At 45.1% G+C, this 21,627-nt stretch carries 17 protein-coding genes; 8 read left to right on the top strand and 9 right to left on the bottom strand.

Going from position 1 to position 21,627, the window contains the following annotated elements:
- From L5M28_RS14330 to L5M28_RS14320, 3 genes are all read right to left on the bottom strand, one after another.
- On the bottom strand, window positions 1-390 hold the full coding sequence (locus L5M28_RS14330) for a DUF3019 domain-containing protein (protein ID WP_173497302.1): 390 nt from the start codon (window positions 388-390) through the stop codon (window positions 1-3).
- Window positions 391-399: 9 nt separating this feature from the next.
- Window positions 400-1,239, bottom strand: coding sequence for a MipA/OmpV family protein (locus L5M28_RS14325; RefSeq protein WP_173497927.1), 840 nt, complete (start codon window positions 1,237-1,239; stop codon window positions 400-402).
- 280 nt (window positions 1,240-1,519) lie between these two features.
- A complete protein-coding gene (locus L5M28_RS14320) occupies window positions 1,520-3,220 on the bottom strand; it encodes a methyl-accepting chemotaxis protein (RefSeq protein ID WP_263203687.1) in 1,701 nt (566 codons plus the stop codon).
- 347 nt (window positions 3,221-3,567) lie between these two features.
- Here L5M28_RS14320 and L5M28_RS14315 point away from each other — a divergent pair, with 347 nt between their 5' ends.
- From L5M28_RS14315 to L5M28_RS14300, 4 genes are all read left to right on the top strand, one after another.
- The gene (locus L5M28_RS14315) at window positions 3,568-4,905 is read left to right on the top strand and encodes a cysteine desulfurase (protein WP_263203685.1); all 1,338 of its coding nucleotides are present in this window, start codon (window positions 3,568-3,570) and stop codon (window positions 4,903-4,905) included.
- A 69-nt stretch (window positions 4,906-4,974) separates the two neighbouring features.
- Complete coding sequence (locus L5M28_RS14310; protein WP_263203684.1) at window positions 4,975-5,421, top strand: SufE family protein; 447 nt, start codon at window positions 4,975-4,977, stop codon at window positions 5,419-5,421.
- Between the two features lie 186 nt (window positions 5,422-5,607).
- Window positions 5,608-6,774, top strand: coding sequence for a dipeptidase (locus tag L5M28_RS14305; RefSeq protein ID WP_263203682.1), 1,167 nt, complete (start codon window positions 5,608-5,610; stop codon window positions 6,772-6,774).
- A gap of 83 nt (window positions 6,775-6,857) precedes the next feature.
- Window positions 6,858-8,030 carry an AAA family ATPase gene (locus L5M28_RS14300; protein WP_173497297.1) on the top strand — a complete coding sequence of 391 codons (1,173 nt, stop codon included), beginning with the start codon at window positions 6,858-6,860 and terminating at the stop codon, window positions 8,028-8,030.
- 19 nt (window positions 8,031-8,049) lie between these two features.
- Here L5M28_RS14300 and L5M28_RS14295 read toward each other — a convergent pair whose 3' ends face one another.
- The gene (locus L5M28_RS14295) at window positions 8,050-8,367 is read right to left on the bottom strand and encodes a cupin domain-containing protein (RefSeq protein ID WP_198572856.1); all 318 of its coding nucleotides are present in this window, start codon (window positions 8,365-8,367) and stop codon (window positions 8,050-8,052) included.
- A 180-nt stretch (window positions 8,368-8,547) separates the two neighbouring features.
- Here L5M28_RS14295 and L5M28_RS14290 point away from each other — a divergent pair, with 180 nt between their 5' ends.
- Window positions 8,548-10,944, top strand: coding sequence for a toxin-antitoxin system YwqK family antitoxin (locus L5M28_RS14290; protein ID WP_263203681.1), 2,397 nt, complete (start codon window positions 8,548-8,550; stop codon window positions 10,942-10,944).
- A 175-nt stretch (window positions 10,945-11,119) separates the two neighbouring features.
- Here the strand turns inward: L5M28_RS14290 and L5M28_RS14285 are convergent, their stop codons facing one another.
- Complete coding sequence (locus L5M28_RS14285; RefSeq protein ID WP_105250128.1) at window positions 11,120-11,494, bottom strand: PH domain-containing protein; 375 nt, start codon at window positions 11,492-11,494, stop codon at window positions 11,120-11,122.
- A gap of 201 nt (window positions 11,495-11,695) precedes the next feature.
- Window positions 11,696-13,612, bottom strand: coding sequence for a peptidase U32 family protein (locus L5M28_RS14280; RefSeq protein WP_263203680.1), 1,917 nt, complete (start codon window positions 13,610-13,612; stop codon window positions 11,696-11,698).
- A gap of 203 nt (window positions 13,613-13,815) precedes the next feature.
- On the opposite strand from L5M28_RS14280, the gene rluA reads away from it, so the two are divergent.
- The 3 genes from rluA to L5M28_RS14265 all read left to right on the top strand — a co-directional run bounded on the left by rluA (window position 13,816) and on the right by L5M28_RS14265 (window position 19,118).
- The gene (gene rluA / locus L5M28_RS14275) at window positions 13,816-14,493 is read left to right on the top strand and encodes a bifunctional tRNA pseudouridine(32) synthase/23S rRNA pseudouridine(746) synthase RluA (RefSeq protein WP_263198096.1); all 678 of its coding nucleotides are present in this window, start codon (window positions 13,816-13,818) and stop codon (window positions 14,491-14,493) included.
- Window positions 14,494-14,588: 95 nt separating this feature from the next.
- Window positions 14,589-15,050: a transcriptional regulator AsnC gene (gene asnC / locus L5M28_RS14270; protein WP_006080290.1), complete on the top strand. Its 462-nt coding sequence runs from the start codon at window positions 14,589-14,591 to the stop codon at window positions 15,048-15,050.
- A gap of 207 nt (window positions 15,051-15,257) precedes the next feature.
- Window positions 15,258-19,118 carry a S8 family serine peptidase gene (locus L5M28_RS14265; protein WP_198572892.1) on the top strand — a complete coding sequence of 1,287 codons (3,861 nt, stop codon included), beginning with the start codon at window positions 15,258-15,260 and terminating at the stop codon, window positions 19,116-19,118.
- Between the two features lie 68 nt (window positions 19,119-19,186).
- On the opposite strand, the gene L5M28_RS14260 is transcribed toward L5M28_RS14265, so the two are convergent.
- The 3 genes from L5M28_RS14260 to hpt form a co-directional block, all read right to left on the bottom strand.
- A complete protein-coding gene (locus L5M28_RS14260) occupies window positions 19,187-19,957 on the bottom strand; it encodes an ABC transporter permease (protein WP_006080287.1) in 771 nt (256 codons plus the stop codon).
- Window positions 19,954-20,892, bottom strand: a complete 939-nt coding sequence (locus tag L5M28_RS14255; protein ID WP_263181964.1) for an ABC transporter ATP-binding protein — start codon at window positions 20,890-20,892, stop codon at window positions 19,954-19,956. The genes L5M28_RS14260 and L5M28_RS14255 overlap by 4 nt, the downstream gene beginning before the upstream one ends.
- A gap of 203 nt (window positions 20,893-21,095) precedes the next feature.
- Window positions 21,096-21,626 carry a hypoxanthine phosphoribosyltransferase gene (gene hpt / locus L5M28_RS14250; protein WP_028761726.1) on the bottom strand — a complete coding sequence of 177 codons (531 nt, stop codon included), beginning with the start codon at window positions 21,624-21,626 and terminating at the stop codon, window positions 21,096-21,098.
- Between the last annotated feature and the right edge of the window lies 1 nt (window position 21,627).

Here is a 21,627-nt window from a genome sequence, read left to right as displayed (position 1 = left end):
TTAGAATAACCTCCAACCAGACTGACTCTGTTTAGGGGCCTTATAAACCCATGTCACGACCACTTTAACTTGCGCGAGCGGTTGCACATCATCATTACGGATAAGACTAAAAGTCGCCGTTTTATCCCCTTCAAAACTATATTGATATTCTTGCAAAGCTTTGCCAGTCCAGCAGGTTAACTGGTGCTGACGGTCTGTCAGTATGAGGCAGTACTCGCCGCTCGCGGGTGTCTGCCATCGGAACAATACATCTTGATAGCAAGTTTGCCCTTTATGCAGTGCAATGCAGCGTTCTGGGGTTGCGGTAAAAATAACGGCATCATCCTGACTCCAAGCCAAAAAAGGCGCGCTCAGCATCACTACCGCTAACAATGGATTAAATCGGTTCATGCCCTCCTCCTAAAATACATAGCTAAGAGAAGCATTAAAATACGATGTATAACTCGCTTGATTGAAGGGACTGTCGGTCACTTCTTGGGATAACACATTGAAGCGATACATAGCCCGAAAGACAAAATTTTCACTCAGCGGATAAGCAACTCCTAACTCCATGCCGTAACTGAAAGAGCTATCCGGCCGATACTCAGGAAAGCGTTCAGTGGCTTCTTCCTTACTGATCCCAAAAAGATAGCGATTCAAGGTGGCAGATGAGTAACCTACGCTCCCCAATACGTGAAAATTCCAATTACGAACCTGCCAGGACTTACCCAATCTTGCAGAACTTTGAATACCTTGATCATCATAATAATCAGATACTAACCTATACTGAAAAACATAGTTATCGCCCCAATAACGTGTGGCACGAAAACCGGCACCAATATAGAGAGAATCTTCCGATAGTAGATAAGCATTGCGGCCAGCTTCATCCAGCGTACTGGGATCCACATCAGGACGGGACCATGAACCTTGCAAGTTAGCCAATAGCAGTTCTAATGACCAATCCTCTGAGCTCCAAAGATTAAATCCCAAATTAATGCCATCTTGAGATTGATGGATCATCTCAACAAACAGCCCTTTGTACTGGTACATGCCACTGACTAACAGCGACAACTGTGCAGAACCTGAATCCGTTTGCCGAACATCGACTTGATTAATTCCGTAAACACTCATGCCCAGCTCAAAATCACCGCCGTCTGCAAGGCGATTAGCTCCTCCAGTAACACTGCTCGCAATATCTGATGCTGCAGCGGTTCTAGGAAGAATGCTCAGCGTTAACACAAGAAGCCAAAGAATACGCATGCCCATTTAATTCACATTTTTAGTCGTTATTTAGCGCTACATATTACAACAGTTTGTTGCAAGTCACTGCACAACCAGTATCATTTTTACGGCAATTGTGTGTCGGATAACAAGAGAGACCTATATCCCAAACAACTTGAATCCTGCATCTTCAAATTGTTTGGGGATACACATACCTCACATTGAGTTAAGACACAAATGAGGCTCAAGCTAAGATGAAGTGGCGCAGTTAAGTTAACCGCTGTCAGTCGTTGGCACACTGAATTATGGGCAAATACATTTAAACAACTCGCACCTTAAACTGCTGCATCGTTTCCCTCAATGAATTCGCCTGCTTAGACAGTGACTCGCTGGCTTTCGCGGTTTCGTTAGCGCTGCTGAGTACCAATTCACCCGAATCACGAATCGCATTAATGCGCTCACTAATATCTTCGGCGGTCACGGCTTGCTCCTCACTGGCGGTCGCGACTTGAGTATTAGCCTGAGTCAGTTCAGTCAACGCATCTAAAATCTCAAATAAGTGTTGCTTGGCTTGATTAACGAGCAGTGATGACTCACTGATTTGCTTATCGTTATTGGCGAAGGATTCGACTGAAGATTTGGCATCTTTCACGAGTGTTTGGATAAGATCGCTGATCTCCTGCGTGGCCGTTTGACTGCGCGTTGCCAATGCCCGCACTTCTTCGGCAACGACAGCAAAACCACGACCTTGATCTCCCGCCCGCGCCGCTTCAATCGATGCATTCAAAGCTAATAAGTTCGTCTGCCCCGCTATCGCATCGACCACAGAAACAAAGTTGAGGATTTTTCCAGTACTCGCTTGAACCTGTTGAATAAGTTGATTCGAATACTGGGCGCTGGCAACCAACTGCTTCGATATTTTTTCGCTCGCATCGACAACTTCACAACTTTCTTTCACTTTATGCTCGGCTTGTCCCGCTGAGTAAGAAGCGGTTTCTGCACTACTCGCCACTTCAGTGATCGTTGCTGCCATTTGGGTCATAGAGGCGGCGACTTGGTCGGTGTTATCCTGCTGCCTCAACATGGCCTCACGATTATTCTCGGCCACCGCATTAAGCTCAGTCACCATAGAGGCAATTTCTTCACTTCGAGCAATCACTTGGCCAACAGTTTTACTTAAGGTCCACGCCATTTGATTCATACTGACGGTAAGTTCACCCAGTTCATCCTTAGAATCGACGCGCAGCTCTTGGTTAAAGTTACCCTGTTCCATCTTAGCGGCAGAATTACGTAACCGATTGATAGATTTGACCATGTATTGACTGCAAGCGATGCCAATCAATAAGCCTATGACTAAAGACACGATAGAAATAATCGTTAAGCCATAAATCGCCCTAAGCTCTTCGTCCTCAGTCACAGAAACCGCGGTTTGGGTCATTTGCTCTAAACGCTCAACGAACTGACTTAGCTCAGTATTAAATTCATTTTGCGTGACCTCTAAGGATTCAACCCGCTTAGCTAAGGCAGCTGGCTCTTCTTTTTTCTGGATTCCAGTGATGACAGTGGCAAGTAAAGCTTCATAGTCACCAAAACGTTGAATAATCGTGCCAATATCTTGATTTAACTGCTGCGTTTTTTCATGTAATTGCGGATTTTTAGCCTTTTTTAATGCCTCACTGAGCATAGACTGAGTCGAGAGTAACTCCTTATTAATGTCTTCTTTATGCTGAATAACATCCGCAATAAACGCCGCTAAAATGGGCTGACTCGATGCGGCTTCAATGTCCGCCGCACGAAACGCTTTTTCTAAAATGACTGAGCTTTCGAGCTGCTTAATAGTGACGTCGGTTGATAATCTCACTAATGGAATATTTTCCTTTGCAATGCCTTGGATTTCCTCAGAAACTCGCTGCATCTTCAGCAGACTAAAACCAGACAAAATCAGGATCAGTACTAACATCACCCCAACGAGGGCGATCATCTTATGTTTAATCCGTAAATCTTTTAAAAACTGCACCATAAAACGGGTCTCCTACAAACACCGATATCAAAGGACGTCCCATTGAGAATAGTCGCAGTTTTCACTTTTGGTGGTTGAATTGAGCCTAAAGTATTAGCTGAATTTAAAAGAAAAACTTAAACATTAGAAAAATCGCATCATAGCTAAGCTCGATGATATGTTAGAAAGTCAAAACCCATTTAAGGCGCGCGAAATACCAGAGGGCAGAAGTTTGAACAAACGTTGGTGTAATTAGACGCTCAATACCGCCTTCCGATGTCAACGCCTCAACAAACCGCTAAAACTTGCATTAACATGGCAGATCACAGAAGATCCCTTGGCCTTTTTCATTGCCTTTAGCCTCATCTATGACTCAACCTGCATCGCCTACGCCAAATGCTGTGACTCACACAGCGACGAATACTGTTGCCTCACATCCTTCGGCAAGTGCCGCGCCTGATGCCACTGCGGTTCTTTGTTCATTAGAAGCGGAGCAGCGCAATGCTAAAATTAGGTCACAATTCCCAGCGTTACATCAAATGCTTGATGGCTATCCCTTGTGTTATCTCGACACAGCAGCCACCAGCCAGAAGCCGCAAATGGTGTTAGATGCCATGGCGCAGTTTTACGCTAACGACAATGCTAATGTACACCGCGCGGCGCACCAGTTATCGGCGCGATCGACCTTAAGTTATGAAAAAGTGCGCGATCAACTGCAGCTATTTTTAAAGGCCGAACGCCGCGAAGAAATCATCTTTACCCACGGCACCACAGAATCAATCAACTTAGTCGCCTTTGGACTCACTGCACACGTCAACGCTGGTGATCTGATATTAATCGACGCCGCCGCCCACCACGCCAATATCGTACCTTGGCAGGAGCTGGCGAAACGCACAGGTGCGGTGATTAAGCCAATCCCTCTCGATCAAGCTTGCCGCTTAGATGTCAGCGCCTATAAAACCTTGCTCGAGTTAAAGCCAAAAATCGTCGCGCTTTGCCATGTGTCCAACGCCCTAGGCACAGTCAATCCCGTGGCTCAGTTAGTTCAGTTAGCAAAAGCCCAAGGTGCAATAACCTTAGTTGATGGTGCGCAGGCAGTGGCGCACTTAACGTTGGATGTGACTGAAATTGATTGTGATTTTTACGTTTTCTCGGGGCATAAAATGTATGGTCCCACTGGCGTTGGTGTGCTTTACGGCCGTTTCGACGCTTTAGATAATCTCGCGCCACTATTAACTGGCGGCGAGATGATTAAACGCGTGAGTTTTGAGGCGACAGAATTTGGCAGCCTGCCGAATCGCTTAGAAGCGGGCACGCCGCCAATTGCCGAAGTCATAGGTTTGGGCGCGGCCATTACATTTTTACAAACCGAGCTTACACCGCAGGTTCAAGCTTATGAAGCTGAATTAGTTAACTATTTACAAAGCCAATTGCGCGCGCTCGGTGAAGTGCATTTATACGGCGCCTTTGATGACAATATCGGCGTCGTCGCCTTTAATCTTGCCGGTGAACATCACCAAGATGTAGGCATTTTGCTGGACCAACAAGGGGTTGCCGTTCGCTGTGGCCATCATTGTGCCATGCCATTAATGCAGAGCCTGAATCTTAAGGGCTGTTGCCGCGCCTCGATCGGTATCTACACCAATAAAGACGATATCGACCGCTTTATTGCCGCGTTAGCCTCGGTAAAAGACTTGCTGCTGTAATCCAGCATTTAGCCACTGATCTACGCCACTCATACGATGCTCAAGATAAATGAGACAGGATTTAGCCCTATGACAGATTCGACTATGCCTATGCCAAGCGAGGCCGATTTTCACTATTCAGTGCAAGATACCGAGACCTTGCTGGCAAGTTTTACCAAGGCACCTAACTGGCAGGAAAGATATCGAAAAATTATGTTTCTAGGCAAAGACTTACCGAGTTTAAGCCCAGAACTTCGCGTCGAAGCTGCTCAGGTAAAAGGTTGTGAAAGTGATGCGTGGATTTATCACCTCGAACAGGCTGGCAAACACTATTATTTAGCCGATAGCGATGCCCGCATCGTTAAGGGATTGATCGGCTTATTGCTTGGCGCCTGCCATGGCAAAAGTCGAGATGAGATCCAAGCATTTGATCCTACTGCTTACTTCAAACAATTGGGGTTAGAAGGTCAGCTCAGCCCATCACGCACCAACGGCCTTAATTCACTCGCAAAAGCAATGGTTGAAGCCACTCTATAGCTTCACGATAGCCACAGGCCAAGGGTTTTCATTTACTGCGACCAGCGATAATTGAAACCGCTTGGCAATAACGAATCATCACAACTCCAACTCGGGGAAAAGGCCAAAAAAGGGATTTAATCAAAGACTTCTACGCCCTAAAAAGGTATAAAGAAGTTACATTTGAGTTATTGATAGGAACCGAGCATGCCCATCAAGGCAGTCAATCACCACCGTCGTACTCTTCTTAAAGGTCTTGGCGCAGCAACACTATTAAGTCCACTCGCCAGTATGCCAAGCTTTGCCGCCAAACCAAGGCGGATATATGTCGATGGTTTATCCTTCCTTCCCGATGACTTAAGTGATGTAACAGCCTCTAAACTCGATGCTTATATATGCGATATTTCGACGATTGAGACCATAGAACAAGCCGATGGCACTCAAAACTACAAACGCACTTATAAAGCTTGCATGGAAAGCATTAAACAGGCCGCTAAACGGGTGAGTGATCATCCCGATATTTTGTTGCAAGGCCTGAGGGGACGAGATATTCAACGTGCACGCGACAGCCAGCGCACTGCGGTATACTTTCAAATCCAAGGCGCAGATTGTGTCGAAGAAGACAGTGAAGCTAACCAGTGGGCGCGGGTAAATGAGTTTCATCAACAAGGGCTACGCGTACTGCAGCTCACCCACCATTACGGCAATACCTTTGCTGGTGGCGCCTTAGACAGTGATGCCAGTGGCGGACTCAATAAACCACTCACGGCCCACGGGCACGAGCTTATCGCCAAACTCAATCACGCCAATATCTTGATCGATGTGAGTCACTCCAGCGCTCAAACCGCTTTAGATGTCGCAAAAATCACTAAATCACCCATAGTTCAAAGCCACGGCGCAGCGCGCGGTATAGTCAACCATGCCCGTTGTTCCCCCGATGAAGTGATCCGCGCCATCGGCGATAGCGGCGGCGTATTCGGCGTATTTATGATGAGTTTCTGGCTTACCAATAATGCCGTGCCCACGATTGATGATTATATTCGACAACTGGAATACGTTATGCGTGTTGGTGGAGTGGACTGCGTGGCAATCGCTAATGACTTCCCGCTCCGAGGCCAAGAAAACCTACTGGCACTGGGTAATGACAACGCCAAAGGCATTAAAGAATATCAAGAATGGTGGTACAGCCTGAGGGCGAAAGGCGTGCTAGGTTTTGATGCAGAGCCCAGACATGTAGTGATCCCCGAGCTGAATCATATCGATCGCATGAGCCGTATCGACGATGCCTTAGCCAAGGCGCGCTTTAAATCTACTGATCGCGACCGTTTTATGGGTGGTAACTGGCAAAGAGTGCTCAACAAAGTGCTACTGTAAATGCCATTGTTTTATCGCCCTATTTGATTTACGTTGTCGAAAAATTTACTGGCTTATCAGCTTGTTTCAGTCTTGGATATTCTATGCTGACCACACTTGCTATTTTCAATTATCGCTCTCTGCGTGAAATCGTCTTACCCCTAGGGCAACTCAATTTGATCACTGGGGCGAATGGCAGTGGTAAATCGAATCTATACAAGGCACTACGTTTACTCGCACAAACGGCGCAAGGCGGCGTTGTCAATGCTTTAGCCCAAGAAGGCGGACTCGACTCCAGCTTTTGGGCGGGACCAGAAAACCCCACCAAAAGTATGCTAGCGGGCGACACAGCCATTGAAGCCACCGTCAGGCAAGCGCCAAAACGCTTAAAGCTCGGCTTTGCTGGCGAGGACTTTAGCTATCTTATTGAACTCGGTTTACCTAAACCCGACGCCACCACGCTGTTTGGCTTAGATCCACAAATCAAGCGCGAAGCCATTTGGAACGGACCTAAGTATCGACCCTCAACTGTATTGGTTGAGCGCCGTGGTCCGATGGTAAAGAGTCGCAGTGCTGACGGACAAGGCTGGATAACCTTAGGCGCACACCTGCAAAGCGGCGACAGTATTTTTACCGAACTTGCCGATCCAGAGCGCAGCCCTGAAGTGCTAAAACTTCGCGATAGTATCCGCGCATGGCGCTTTTACGATCACTTCAGAACCGATGCAGAAGCGCCAGCCCGTCGTCCACAATTAGGTACAGCCACGCCAGTATTGCACCACGATGGGCGCGACCTTGCATCAGCAATTCAAACCATTTTTGAGATAGGTGATAAAACGGCTTTTGACCATGCGGTCAGCGATGCGTTTCCCGGTGCTGAGGTTCGCATTGAACCTCAAGAGGGCGGCATTTTAGTGCTCGCATTTCATCAGCATGGTTTATTAAGGCCACTCAATGCCAGTGAATTGTCGGATGGCACCCTGCGCTATTTGCTGTTAATCGCCGCCCTACTGACCCCAAGGCCGCCAGAGCTTATGGTGTTAAATGAGCCAGAAACTAGCCTACATCCCGACTTATTACCTGCGCTTGCACGCTTAATCGCTAAGGTATCGGAAGAGTGCCAGTTGTGGGTGGTTTCCCATGCTAATCGGCTTATTAATGCCTTAAGCCAATTTGAACACTGCAATACCTTGGCCTTAGACAAAACCTTAGGCCAAACGCAGATCCAAGGCCAAGACTTACTCAATACGCCCAGTTGGCTATGGCAGAATCGTTAACCTGTAGCCTTAACCCTAATCAATCGTAAAATACCGCGAGCCATAGGGTTTCTGAACTTATAGAAGTCGAAGCGACTCGATGTTTTTGATGGGGCGGAATCGTTAAGTAATCACCAGGGGTTAGCGTAACGGGTTCACCTTGTTCAAATTCGAGTGTCGCCTCGCCTTTAAGTAACATCACCCATTCATGCTGAGTTTGATCGTACCATTGAGCTTCGAGCGTAGCTTGCCCATTGGAAACGATGCGTTCTACGGTCACAGTGTCATTACCCGCCAGTTTTTCAAACACTTCGGCCGATAAATCTGTGGGTAATTTTGCAAAAAAGTTATCAAGCATTTTGTCTTTATTCCTCTGCTTTTATTAATGTGCCACTCTGATTAAACGGTATTTTGAGCAATCAAGCATTGAGAAACGAATCCATAAACCGCTATGATATGCGCACAGAAATACTCAGTTGCCATGAGTATCCCTCAGATAAGCCTATCGTTTTACATATGGATATGGAGATTTCCCCCAATGTCGTTGTTTCGCGCACTCAAAGCCAAGTTATTTCCCTCAAACCAAACTAGCCGCGATCCAAAAGACATTCATCTTCAAACTGAATCACAAACACTCAGCCAAGAACAAGATTTAACGCAGGAGCCGTCAGTCGCTGCACCGCTATTCCAGCGCTACTTCAGCTTAAAAATCCATGCGACAAAGGCAGACGCAGCTTCTTGCGAAGAAAATGCCGACCACGGCTTAACTCTCTATCACTACGATACGCCCCAAGTCATAGAACTCTTGGGCTGGGAAAACGCCAATGAATGCTGCGAATTCCACCATACCGAATTCGACCGCCTCGAAATCAGCAATCAATTCCCTTTCCCCGAGCAGCACTTTTGGCTCGACAAGGTAAAAGTGTGCAGTATCACCCCCAAAAAGAACAGCCAAATAAAGGCGTTGTGGCAAGTTGAGCTTAACAATCTCGATGCATTATTGATAAGCCACTTTACCCTCGATGCTGACAATATAGTGCAAGGCGATATTCAAGATTACGCCAGCCTAACAGGCCAACTGCACCGCACTTTTCACCAACTCACTGCTGAAGATGGTGCGGGTATACTTAGAATCATCACCCAAAGCCCAGGGCTTACCCAAGCCGTCGATTCAAACTATTTTGGCGAACGTAATGGCGTGACCCGCCAATTTAATGCCCTAGGTACCCTGTTATTTGAAGGCAACTTTATTAATGATCAGCAACTTGGAACACAAACGTGGTATGACCATGAGGGCAAGATCAATCAAATAGAAGATCGCCATCCCCAAGGTCAATTTATTCAATACTTTTATGGCAATGGTCAGCTTAAAGAAACCGCCGAACAAGATAGCAATGGCTATTATATCAATACGTTAACTCGCTACTATGAATCTGGACAAATACAGCTGATCCGGCCCTTAGTGCAAGATGTTATCCACGGAATTGAAAAACAATATTACCCTGATGGTTCACTAGAAGCTGAAAGATATTACAACCAAGGCTATGAATATGAAGCCGTTTGGTATCATCCCAATGGAGCGATTAAACAAAAAGTGTTTAACGATGTGACGGGCAAAGTCATTGAAGAATTTTACGACTCAGGTAAGCCTGCATGGCGTGAACCCTTCAATACCGAAGGCCAATTACATGGCGAACATGTAAAATGGTATCCCAATGGTCAAATTGAAGAAAAAATCTATTTTGAGGATGGTAAAGAACAAGGCATGGCCCTTTGGTATCATGACAATGGTCAACTCGCCCTTGAGATCTATCTTGAAAAGGGACTCAGGGAAGGTCTATTTAGAAGCTATTATAAAAGTGGCGTGCTTTCGGCCGAAGGCCAATATAAAAATAACCTCTCGGTAGCCCCTTTTATTGAATACCACGAAAACCAGCAAATTCAGATGTACCTACCGCACACACAGGGCAACCGTGATGGCACTGCTCGCTGGTTTTATGAAGATGGCACGATACGTACAATTTCTGAATATGAAGTTCGTGATGGCCAAGGCTACCTCAAAGAGTCCAGCTTTTATAATAACAAAGGGATCCTCGAATCCTATCAGAGTCACTCGAATACCCGCTGCGGCTATAATCTTGATAATAATCAAAGGGAATACTATCAAGAAGGTATCGCCGATACTCGCATCGAATACTATGAAGATGGCGCCATTCGCTGGTTACTCACCCGTACGCAAGGGGATTTATTTAGCTCTAAATCCTTATCCCCTCAAGGTTTAATTTTAGAAACTGGCACAATCCAAATTACTAATGGTCGTTACCTCGATATCGGCCACTGGCAACGTTTTACGCCCCAAGGAAAAGTGTACCGCGAAGCCTGGCTAGATGAACAAGGCCAACTGATAGAAAGCCGTCACTACTTTGATTTTCATGAAAATATAGCAACTCAGGAAGATGAAGAACCTGAATGGGATAGCCCAGAAAATCCTAGTTATGACTATGATGAAGACGATGCTGATGGGCAAAGTAACGGACCAAATAACCGTACGGATGACAGCGAACATCATGCTAGCAATAGTAGAAATAACGCATATTTATCTCGTCAGAAGTATCACGCCCCCAATGGCAATACCGCGACAAAACAGCGAGAAGATAAAACAATAGCAGATGTCGCCACTCACACCGAAGAACCCATATTGGCTTATCACTTAAAATTTGATGATGAAAGCAAGCTTTATGCAATGAAACGCTATCATCCCAATCGCCAGATTGCCGAAGAAGGTAATTTACAAATTCAGGGACAGGAGCAATTCTGGGTCGGCATCCACAATCAATACGATGAGCAAGGCAAACTCAAGCTTTCCGAAACCTATACTATGGCGGGCGAACCGATAGAGCACTCCACTAGCACAAGTAGGATAGTGTTAAATTAATCAAGCAGATTTGAATCACACTCGATAGCGAGGATAGGTAAGCCCAGATAAAACTTGGCTTACCTTACTCACATTAACCGTCAGCTTGCGATAACAATTCCAAGCTTGATAGCACTAAATGAATCTAAGTCGCAGCACTAAGACTAAAGTGCAAAAAAACTAAAGTGCAAAAAAACTAAAGTGCAAAAGTAGCAATAGTCTTTTGAATACCCACGACATCCGTGCCACGCTTGAGTTCTTTGACTAAAGGTTCGCTCTGGCCTGAGATCCAAATTTTAAGCTCGGCATCCATATCAAAATGCCCTGTCGTTTCCACTTCAAAATGGGTAATGGATTTATAAGGTATTGAATGGTAAGTAACCTTCTTACCTGTAAGTCCCTGCTTATCAATTAAGATCAGGCGTTTATTGGTGAAAATAAACAAATCACGGATCACTTTGTAGGCGAGTTTTAATTCTTCTTGAATGCCCATGATAGGCCTTAATTCCTCGGCTAATTCCTGTAAATCAACCTCAGCAGCATTACCGAGTAAACCGTCTAACAATCCCATTTTAATATCCCTTATTATTAATATTATTTTCAATAAGATATCTGCTCATTACCGCATGTGCAATATAGGGCTTTGATGAAAATATGGGAGTGGCGATGGTGAGAGCAACATCAATGAGAAGTAGGCTGTTATAGGCGCGCAGATGCAAGCTGAATAGGTGCTAGGAGCATTGCACTCGGGCAATGCTCCTAATGACAAATATTAAAGGTGCTTCTGGCCTCGCACTTGACGGTTTTCGCCGACCACCATCATTTCGCATTTAGGGCAGTCGAATACCAACTTGAGCACATCATTGCCGATTTCAAGCACCATAGGATCGGCCTTGATGCCTGGTACTTCCTTCGGACACAAATTAAAGTTAAAGCGCAGACAATGCTTAGTGATCATCAATGGCACGTCTTCGGTGACGCCATTTTTCTCATAGGTGTCTTGGATCTCAATTACGCCGTGGCGTTGATAAAAATCCTTAGCCTTTTCGTTGGCAACATTACCTAAGTAACTCAAATGCTTGACGGGATAGACTGCATCTTGATTATGCTTCCACGGCAATGGACGCACATAACCTTGCACACGAGCAGCCTCTAGAGCGGCCACACCATCACGGCGCAGACCATTGAGCACAGATGCAGGCAAGAACCAAGCTTGGGCCGTATCGATACTAATGCTACGGGCAACAAAGTCGGTACTGCCGAGCTTACCCAGCTGAGTGCAAGTATTTTGTAAGGTCTTATCGACATCAGTCGCAGGCGTCTTCTCTACCACTAAATTCACTGTGGCTGTAAGGCCATAGATATCCGTCAATGTCAGTGCCAGTCCTTCTTGGGTGTCGCTCAACCGTAAATCGACGCCGATAATCCGCTTAGAAGATTCTTTCGATAACAGGGCTTCGAAGGCTTGGTTATGGTTACGGTACAAAGTCATGCCGACCTTTAAATCCTTTGGCACCTGCAATATATGCAGTTTTAACCCTTCGGCGCGGTTAACCCGCAGGCCTTGCAGCTTGTCATCGGATTGTTTTGCCATAGCAAAATTCGCGGGGAAAAACGCTAAGCCATCGCCGTTATTAAACTCATGGGTCGAACTCACTTGGATAAAGTCTTTACCTATGCTGACCACTTTACCGACTTCTTCGCCTATGTATTTGGGCGAGCGAAAATCTTTAATTCCTTGGCTACGTTCGTTAACAAAGTAATCTGTACTGCCACGGTTAAAGGTCTTTTCAGGATCAGGGGTAAAACTATGTTCGCAGCGGCCGTGGGATGAAGCCTTAAACTCAGGGCGACGCGCCATAATCGCATCCAGCTTTTGGCGATAATGCGCGGTGACGTTTTTAACGTAACTTAAATCCTTTAAGCGACCTTCAATCTTAAACGAGCGAATGCCCGCATCAATGAGCGCTTCGAGGTTTTCAGTTTGGTTATTGTCTTTTAAAGACAATAAGTGTTCATTCTGCGCTAATACATCCCCTTGACGTGTTTTAAGATTCCCCGGCAGGCGGCACATTTGCGAGCATTCACCGCGGTTAGCACTGCGGTTACTAAAGGAATGACTCAAGTTACACAAACCACTGTAAGCCACACACAAAGCACCGTGGATAAAGAATTCGAGTTGCATATTGGTATGCGCGGCGACATCACGGATTTGGCTTAAGCCCAATTCACGGGCAAGCACCACCTGAGAAAAACCAACTTGCTCTAAAAACGCCACTTTTTCTGGACTGCGGTTATCCATTTGGGTACTGGCATGCAGGGCAATCGGCGGCAAATTGAGTTGTAATACGCCCATGTCCTGCACAATCAGCGCGTCAGCTCCCGCTTCGTACAATTCCCAAATGAGTTTTTCGGCGTCGGCCAGTTCGTTATCCATCAAAATGGTATTGAGGGCGACAAATACCTGAGCATGGTATTGATGAGCATAAGTGCACAGGCGCGCGATATCTTCAACACTGTTACCCGCCGTTGCCCGCGCACCAAATGCAGGACCACCTATGTATACCGCATCGGCACCATGGCGTATGGCTTCGATACCGTAGTCAGCATTTTTTGCAGGCGCCAATAACTCAAGACGGTTATGGACGTGAGAAAGATTCTCGGGAGTGTATATCTCTGGCTGGCTCATGGCTTCACAGACTCAAAATGATCATTAACGAAAAGGACGGGAGTATAACAAAAACTCAAATACAGCTCTATCAGCAAATCATCAACTAATCCGCTTTACTTTTGTCAGCAAGGATAATGGCACAGCCGATCTTTTGGCCTCACACTTGCGCCCTCAAGCCTAGCAGAGTATCTTTGCCCCGCATTGACGAATAGGCACTATTTATGACTGATTTTATTTACCAACCACCGACCACTCCTTGGCTCGATATTCTTTATCAAGATAAAGACATTATCATCATCAACAAACCTTCAGGATTGTTGTCTGTGCCCGGTCGCGACCCCGCCCATTATGACAGTGTCTATGCCCGGGTAAAAGCAGAGCATCCCCATTGTCAAATCGTCCATCGCCTCGATATGGCAACCTCAGGTGTGATAGTTGTCGCCCTTATTCGTAGCGCCGAGCGGGAATTAAAACGTCAGTTCCACGATAGAGAAACCAGCAAAACCTATTATGCAAGGGTTGCAGGCCATGTCAAAAATGACACTGGCAGCGTTGATTATCCACTGATCTGCGACTGGCCAAATCGCCCTAAACAGAAAGTCGATCATCTTGTTGGCAAACCGTCTTTGACTCACTATCAAGTAATGAGCCGCGCCAAACGCTCAACGCTGGTTAAACTGACGCCAATCACAGGCCGCTCACACCAATTACGGGTGCATATGATGGCGCTAGGACATCCGATCTTAGGCGATGGTTTTTATGCCGACTCACTGGCAAAATCCTTAGCGCCTCGACTATTACTACATGCAGCAGAGCTCACCATCAAACATCCCTACTCGGGCGTCAGTATAACTTTTAGCGCAAAAGTCCCTTTTTGTGAGCCTTTGGGCGAACAATGATCACTAAAATCAAATAATACGGGCAAAATCGGTAGCAATTCCCCATAAAAAAACGTAACTTTATGACAATTCACTACGTTATAGAGAGTTTATTTATGGATACCGCATTTCAGCGCGATCAACTCGATAATCATATCCTCGAAGCCCTAATGCAGGATGCCCGCACACCCTTTGCCGAACTCGCTAAACGCTTTAGCGTTAGCGCCGGCACTATCCATGTTCGGGTAGAAAAAATGAAGCAAGCGGGGATCATTACAGGTGCGCAAATCACGGTAAACCCTAAAGCCCTAGGCTATGACGTTTGCTGTTTTATCGGTATCAACCTTAAAAGCGCTGGCGATTACCCCGCCGCTATCGCCAAACTCAACGCTCTCGAAGAAGTCGTCGAAGCCTATTACACCACAGGCAACTACAGCATTTTCGTAAAGGTCATGTGCCAATCCATCGACGGCTTACAACACGTGCTCATCAATCGCATTCAATCTATCGATGAAATCCAATCAACAGAAACCTTGATCAGCCTACAAAACCCAATCGTCAGAGCGGTTAAGCCTTAAACAGGAAAAACAGCAAACTACCTGCAAACAACATAACAAACCGCAAAGTGTGATTAACATCTTTTTTACCGCAAAAGTGTTAACCATACGATATATTTGTGTTACAACTTCATTGCTGACACCAAAGAGTACAGCAAAAACTATAACAATTCAGCTACGGGCACGTTTAATAAAGTGCTGAAAGCATTAATTGACAAGGAAGAAGTTGTGAAGACAAAACTATCGATCGCTATCTCCGCTGCACTACTCTCAAGCGCAGCTATTGCTAACAGTGAATTTACATTTAAACCTTACTCACCCGAGATCACATCTCACGATAAATTTAGCAAACCTAAAGTGGCAACAACAAATTTAGGTGCACCACAACGTTTTATTGTTGAAATGGAATCTCCTGCACTCGCTAAATACCAAGGTGGTATTGGCTCGTTTGCTGCAACAGCTTCAGCAAAAGAAGGTCAAAAAATTAACGTACAGTCAGCTGAAGTAAAAAGCTACGCCAATCATCTTACAAAAGAGCAGAACAATTTTTCTTCTGCTCTAGCTAAAACAGTACCTAATGCAAAAATAGAACGCCATTTTCAAACATTATTTAATGGTGTCACTGTTGTTGGCCAAGGATTAACCGCTGAAAAACTGGCTCAAATGCCAGGTGTTAAATCAGTCTATCCAGAAACCATGTATGAAATAAACATGGATGCTTCTCACCAAGTTATTAATTCCCAAGCAATGTGGGAAGCCGTTTCTGGGATGGAAAATGCAGGTAAAGGAATTAAAGTCGCAATCATTGATGGTGGCATTCGTCCTGAAAACCCCATGTTTACTGACGCTGGCTTTACTGCACCAAGTGGAAATTTACCATCGGATGACTATTGCTCGACTGTTGATGCATCTTTCTGTAATAACAAACTAATCGTTGCGCGTTGGTCACAACCTACATTCCCTGTTTGCGCTGATGAATACATGAGTCCACTCGGTTTTGGTGGCCATGGTACTCACGTAGCAGGAACCGCCGTTGGCAATAAAGTATCAACAACCTTCAAAGAAATCCCTGTTGAGTTATCAGGCGTTGCTCCAGCTGCATACTTAATGGTTTATAAAGCTCTTTATAGTAAAGCTGACTGTACTGGTGGTAGTGGTTCAAACATCATGTTAATGGAAGCCTTAGAACATGCTGTTAATGATGGCGCAGATGTAATCAACAACTCATGGGGGGGGAGTGCTGGTAGTGATCCAGCTAGCAGCCCATACAAAACCATGTTTGAAGCTGCAGAAGCTGCGGGTGTTGTTGTAGTTAGTGCTGCCGGTAACGATGGTAATGGTCCTCAAACTATCGGCTGCCCTGCTTGTATTGAATCAGGAATAACTGTTGCTAACACTACAACAGGGCGTTTTTTCGCTAATAGCTTTAATATCGGTGGTGGTGATTTACTTGCTGTCCCAAGTTCTGATGCTGTGCTTTCAGAAGATATTACCGCTCCAGTTATTGCGGCCGTTAATTTAGATGCTGAAAATGCCAATGGTTGTGATGCCTTTGCTGCGGATTCGTTCAAAGATGGCATTGCATTGATTTCTCGCGGAACATGTAACTTCTCATTAAAAGCCACAAACGCAAAAGCTGCAGGCGCTAAAGCCCTTGTAGTTTATAACAATGCGGCAGGTGCACCAACGACTATGTCTATGCCTGGTGAACCATTCCCTGCTGTCATGATTACGAAAGATGCAGGTTTAGCCGTAATTGAAGCCATGGGAGATGCTGCAACAACAGGTACAATAATTGCTAAAACTAAACGTATCATGGTTTCTGAACTTGCTGATAACCTAAATAGCACCAGTTCACGCGGTCCTAATGGCAACCAAAATATTCTTAAACCGGATATAGCAGCACCTGGTACCAACATTCTATCAGCCTTTTCTCCTGATGATGGTGGTGAAGACTTCAATATGATCTCTGGCACCAGTATGGCAAGCCCTCATGTTGCAGGTGCGGCAGCTCTTATGAGCCAACTGCACCCAGAGTGGAGCGCAAATGATATAAAAACGGCTCTCACTTCTACGGCTAAATATGAAGACATTCTCGATGATGATGCAACAACCCCAGCAACTCCATTTGACATGGGTGCAGGTCGCATGGATTTAGATGCTGCAGCCAAGGCAGTATTAACCTTTGACAAACCTTCAATTGCTTCAGACTCTTGCGTTGGTCCATGCACCTTCACTCGTACTGTCTATAACAAAAGCGATGCAACGACATCTTGGAGCTTATCAACTTCATCAGATAGCACAGGCATCACAGTATCCCCCTCTACCTTAGAACTTGCCGCAGGAGCCTCTGCCACGTTTACTGTAACCGTTGACTCAACTTTCGCTGAATATGGCGAGTGGATCTTCGGAAACATATTAATCAACAGCACGGAAGGGTTACAAAATGCTCATTTACCTCTAGCTGTTTTAGCTAAAGAATCAAGTAATGCATCCTTAATTTCTACACTAACAACCAAAACAGATATTACTGCGAGTGATGTGATCCCATTGGTTGCAACTGTGAACAATAATGTATTTGCAAATACAGTCACAGTAACAGCGCAAGCGCCTAAAGGTACTAAACTAACCTCAAAAGATGATGTAAAAGTCACTTTAGCAGGTGCAACACAAAATGGATTGCAGGTAAATGAAGATTTAGGGGTTGTCACATGGGTAGGCCAACTAGATTTACCTAAAATGGCAACAACCAAAGGTGCTCAAAGATTTCCAAGTATCGTTGGCTTAGGTGTTGTCCCCGTTACTTGCCCTGAAGGCTGTGATGAACAAGCCTTTACTTTTACAGTTCCAAGCTTTAAATACAACGGTGTGAGCTACAGCAAAATAACAATCTCAGACAATGGGTTAGCGATTGTTGGCGGCGGAAGTGCAAGTGGTACTTTTGCAAATAAACAATTACCAGATGGTAGTAACCCAAATAATATCCTTGCTCCATTCTGGTCTGATTTCGACTTATCAGATAAGTCTGTCGGCGATACTGGTGGTGGTGATTTAGCCGTTGGTGTATTCACTGATGGCGCTGGGGTGAAATGGTTAGCTTTAGAGTGGAATAAGGGCAAACTCTATGGCGATACATCAGGTAACGCTTATACATTTAGTATTTGGATTAGGACAGGTGATACTGAAGAGGTTGTCTTTAACTATATCAATATTCCAAATATACCTGCAAACGTCACTATTGGTGCAGAGAACGTAGGCGGTACTATTGGGACGACTTATAACTTTAATGGTACAGGTGGCAGCATTGCAACTGGTGATGCACTAACCTTAAAAAATACAACAGCAGGAAATGTCACTATTAACTATGATGTTAAAGCAACAACTCTCAATGTTGGACAAGCCGATGTAATTGAAACCAACGAAGAAGCTTTAGTCTCAATTGATGTCTTACAAAATGATACCAAACCAGATATGAAAGTTGCTCGAGTATCAATTACAGGTGATGGCATTACGGCAAACGCCCAACGCATTATTGATATCATGCCAAAAGGTGCATTAGGCAGCTTAGCTATTGTACAAGCACCTTCACACGGCACTGCTTCAATCAATTCCGCTGGTGGAATTGATTACACTCCAGCGAAAGATTATTTCGGTTCAGATATGCTTAGCTATACATCTGCAGACGAAGATGGCAATACTGGCGAAGCTACCACCGTAACGATCGACGTAAAAAATGTGAATGATGCTCCAGTTGTTGCACCACAGCCTCAAAGCGGTGTTGCAGGAAATGCAATCACACTAAAACCCAATCCGTTAGACGTTGATGGAGATGTTTTAAGTTATGTTTGGGCTCAAACAGGAGGAAAGACCTTAGAATTTACTCCAACAAACGAAAACATAACTGTTACTCCATCTGAAGCAGGAACTTACACGTTTACCGTAATAGCGAATGACGGAAAGCTCCAAAGTAATCCAGGAGAACTAGTACTAACAGTTAAAAGTAAACCTGATAGTTCAGGTGGCGGTGCTCTAGGTTGGCTAACCGCCTTGTTGTTACCTCTAGCGGCAATGCGTCGTCGTATGAAGTAACGAGAAGTTAAACAGTAAAAAGGGAGCCTTAATGGCTCCCTTTTTTAATATGCTCTCAATAAATATGTTTACGAACGCAGGCCGATTCCGCGCGAGACTAAGTAATACGCTAAGGTCCACAGGGCGACACAGAAACCGATCATAATGGCGATGGATAATGGCACGCTGATATCGGCAAAGCCTAAAAAGCCGTAGCGGAACACGTTGATCATATAGACCACAGGGTTAAGTGCCGACACGCCTTGCCAAAATGGGGGCAAGAGTGACAGGGAGTAAAATACGCCGCCAAGGTAAGTTAATGGGGTAAGCACAAAGGTGGGGATGATACTAATGTCGTCGAAGCTTTTAGCAAAAACAGCGTTAATTAAGCCACCCAATGAAAATAACACTGAAGTTAAAAACACTGTCATCACCACTAAACCTGCATGATGTAAGCTAATGTCGACAAAGAACATGGCCACTAACGTCACTATTAGGCCGACACACAAACCGCGCGCCACGCCGCCACCTACGTAGCCAGCAATCAGCACATAATGGGGCACAGGTGCCACCATCAACTCTTCTAAATTACGTTGAAACTTGGCACTGTAAAATGAGCTAGCGACATTCGAGTAAGAGTTAGTGATCACCGACATCATGATCAAACCAGGGGCGATAAACTCCATATAAGATACGCCGCCCATTTCTCCAATCCGGCTGCCGACTAAGTTACCAAAAATCAAAAAATACAAGGTCATGGTAATCGCTGGCGGGACTAAGGTCTGGATCCAAATTCGCGTAAAACGATTAATCTCTTTACTTAAAATACTTTTAAAGGCAATAAAGTAGAGCTGATTCATGCTGAGGCTCCCTGAGTTTTCTTCACGAGTTCGACGAAGAGTTCTTCTAACCGATTAGACTTGTTACGCATCGATAGCACTTCAATATTGGCTGCGCTCAATTGGCTAAAGACATCGTTAAGATTATGCTCTTTCGCTACATCCACCTCTAAGGTATGAGAGTCGGTTAAGCGACAAGCCATGCCATCGAGCACGGGGGCCGTTCCAGTATCGCGACGAAGATCGAGAATAAAAGTCTCCATATTCAGCTTACTCAGTAGCGCCTTCATGCTAGTGCATTCCACTAAAATACCTTTATCGATAATGCCGATATTACGGCAAAGCATTTCCGCTTCTTCAAGGTAATGAGTGGTCAGGATGATCGTCACGCCCTGCTGGTTTATTTGTTTAAGAAACTCCCACATAGAGCGGCGCAGTTCAATATCCACACCTGCGGTAGGTTCATCTAAAATCAATAATTTAGGTTCGTGCATCAGAGCGCGCGCAATCATTAACCGTCGCTTCATCCCGCCGGATAATTCCCGCGAAGGGCTATTGCGCTTTTCCCACAGATCCAGTTGGCTTAAGTATTTTTTGGCACGCTCAAGGGCGATAGGTTTTGGCACACCATAGTAACCCGCTTGATTCACCACAATTTGCAGCACGGTTTCAAACTGGTTGAAGTTAAACTCTTGTGGCACTAAACCAATGCAGAGCTTGGCGTGTTCTAGCTGCTTATCGATATCATAATCAAAGACTTTGACCGTACCAGAACTCTTCTGCACTAAGGAGCTAATAATACCAATCGTGGTGGATTTACCCGCACCATTGGGGCCGAGCAAGGCAAAGAAATCCCCTTGATTGACGGTAAGGCTGATGCCTTTGACCGCTTCTACGCCGCCTTTATAGGTTTTTTTAAGCCCTTCGAGTACCAGAGCATGGGTAATATTCGCCATATTTGTACCGATCCTTACACATTAGAAAGTAATAAGATGGTGCTAAAAAACACAATTACAATGATGGGTTGCAGAACTAAAGCAAAAAATTAGCTAATTGATTGAAAAGAAAAAATTTAATGATTCAATCATTAATGCTTTTTATATTGCAGCAAAAAGCAAAACTCCCGCCTGTTGCGGGAGTTTTAAACTGTATCGGACACTTAATCGAGTGGTACGACTTTGGCGATATAAGGTAGATTGCGATACTGCTCGGCATAATCAATACCATAACCTACGATAAACTCATCAGGGATAGTAAAACCGATAAAATCGACCTTCACATCCACTTCACGACGTTCAGGTTTATCCAGCAGGGTGCACAGTGCAAGGCTCTTAGGCTCCCGCAGTAACAACATCTCGCGCACTTTGCTTAAGGTGTTACCTGAGTCAATCAAGTCTTCCACAATCAATACATCGCGACCGGCGATATCTGATTGCACATCTTTCAGCACTTTCACATCCCGTGAGCTGGTCATAGTATTGCCATAACTGGAAACCGACATAAAATCGATTTCAACATGACCTTTAATGCGGCGACATAGGTCAGCCATAAAGACCACTGAGCCTTTTAACAAGCCTACCATCAGCAGACGTTCACTGTGGGCATAATGGGCATTGATTAGCTCGGCCATTTGATCCAATTTCTGGCTTATCTCTTCAGCAGAGATCATCACTTCGGTGGTGTGTTTCATA

Origin of the sequence: Shewanella sp. SW32, from assembly GCF_025653365.1 — a bacterium.
GTDB lineage: Bacteria > Pseudomonadota > Gammaproteobacteria > Enterobacterales > Shewanellaceae > Shewanella > Shewanella oncorhynchi.
Note: the sequence above shows the minus strand (reverse complement) of the source record. Positions and strands in the feature narration are given on the sequence as shown.

Bases quoted from the DNA above. Each gene is read 5' to 3' on its own strand.
- rluA (WP_263198096.1), top strand. From the start codon at position 13,816: ATGACTGATTTTATTTACCAACCACCGACCACTCCTTGGCTCGATATT.
- L5M28_RS14330 (WP_173497302.1), bottom strand. From the start codon at position 390: ATGAACCGATTTAATCCATTGTTAGCGGTAGTGATGCTGAGCGCGCCT.
- L5M28_RS14295 (WP_198572856.1), bottom strand. From the start codon at position 8,367: ATGCTTGATAACTTTTTTGCAAAATTACCCACAGATTTATCGGCCGAA.
- L5M28_RS14285 (WP_105250128.1), bottom strand. From the start codon at position 11,494: ATGGGATTGTTAGACGGTTTACTCGGTAATGCTGCTGAGGTTGATTTA.
- asnC (WP_006080290.1), top strand. From the start codon at position 14,589: ATGGATACCGCATTTCAGCGCGATCAACTCGATAATCATATCCTCGAA.
- L5M28_RS14325 (WP_173497927.1), bottom strand. From the start codon at position 1,239: ATGCGTATTCTTTGGCTTCTTGTGTTAACGCTGAGCATTCTTCCTAGA.
- L5M28_RS14320 (WP_263203687.1), bottom strand. From the start codon at position 3,220: ATGGTGCAGTTTTTAAAAGATTTACGGATTAAACATAAGATGATCGCC.
- L5M28_RS14300 (WP_173497297.1), top strand. From the start codon at position 6,858: ATGCTGACCACACTTGCTATTTTCAATTATCGCTCTCTGCGTGAAATC.
- L5M28_RS14290 (WP_263203681.1), top strand. From the start codon at position 8,548: ATGTCGTTGTTTCGCGCACTCAAAGCCAAGTTATTTCCCTCAAACCAA.
- L5M28_RS14260 (WP_006080287.1), bottom strand. From the start codon at position 19,957: ATGAATCAGCTCTACTTTATTGCCTTTAAAAGTATTTTAAGTAAAGAG.
- hpt (WP_028761726.1), bottom strand. From the start codon at position 21,626: ATGAAACACACCACCGAAGTGATGATCTCTGCTGAAGAGATAAGCCAG.
- L5M28_RS14315 (WP_263203685.1), top strand. From the start codon at position 3,568: ATGACTCAACCTGCATCGCCTACGCCAAATGCTGTGACTCACACAGCG.
- L5M28_RS14310 (WP_263203684.1), top strand. From the start codon at position 4,975: ATGACAGATTCGACTATGCCTATGCCAAGCGAGGCCGATTTTCACTAT.
- L5M28_RS14255 (WP_263181964.1), bottom strand. From the start codon at position 20,892: ATGGCGAATATTACCCATGCTCTGGTACTCGAAGGGCTTAAAAAAACC.
- L5M28_RS14280 (WP_263203680.1), bottom strand. From the start codon at position 13,612: ATGAGCCAGCCAGAGATATACACTCCCGAGAATCTTTCTCACGTCCAT.
- L5M28_RS14305 (WP_263203682.1), top strand. From the start codon at position 5,608: ATGCCCATCAAGGCAGTCAATCACCACCGTCGTACTCTTCTTAAAGGT.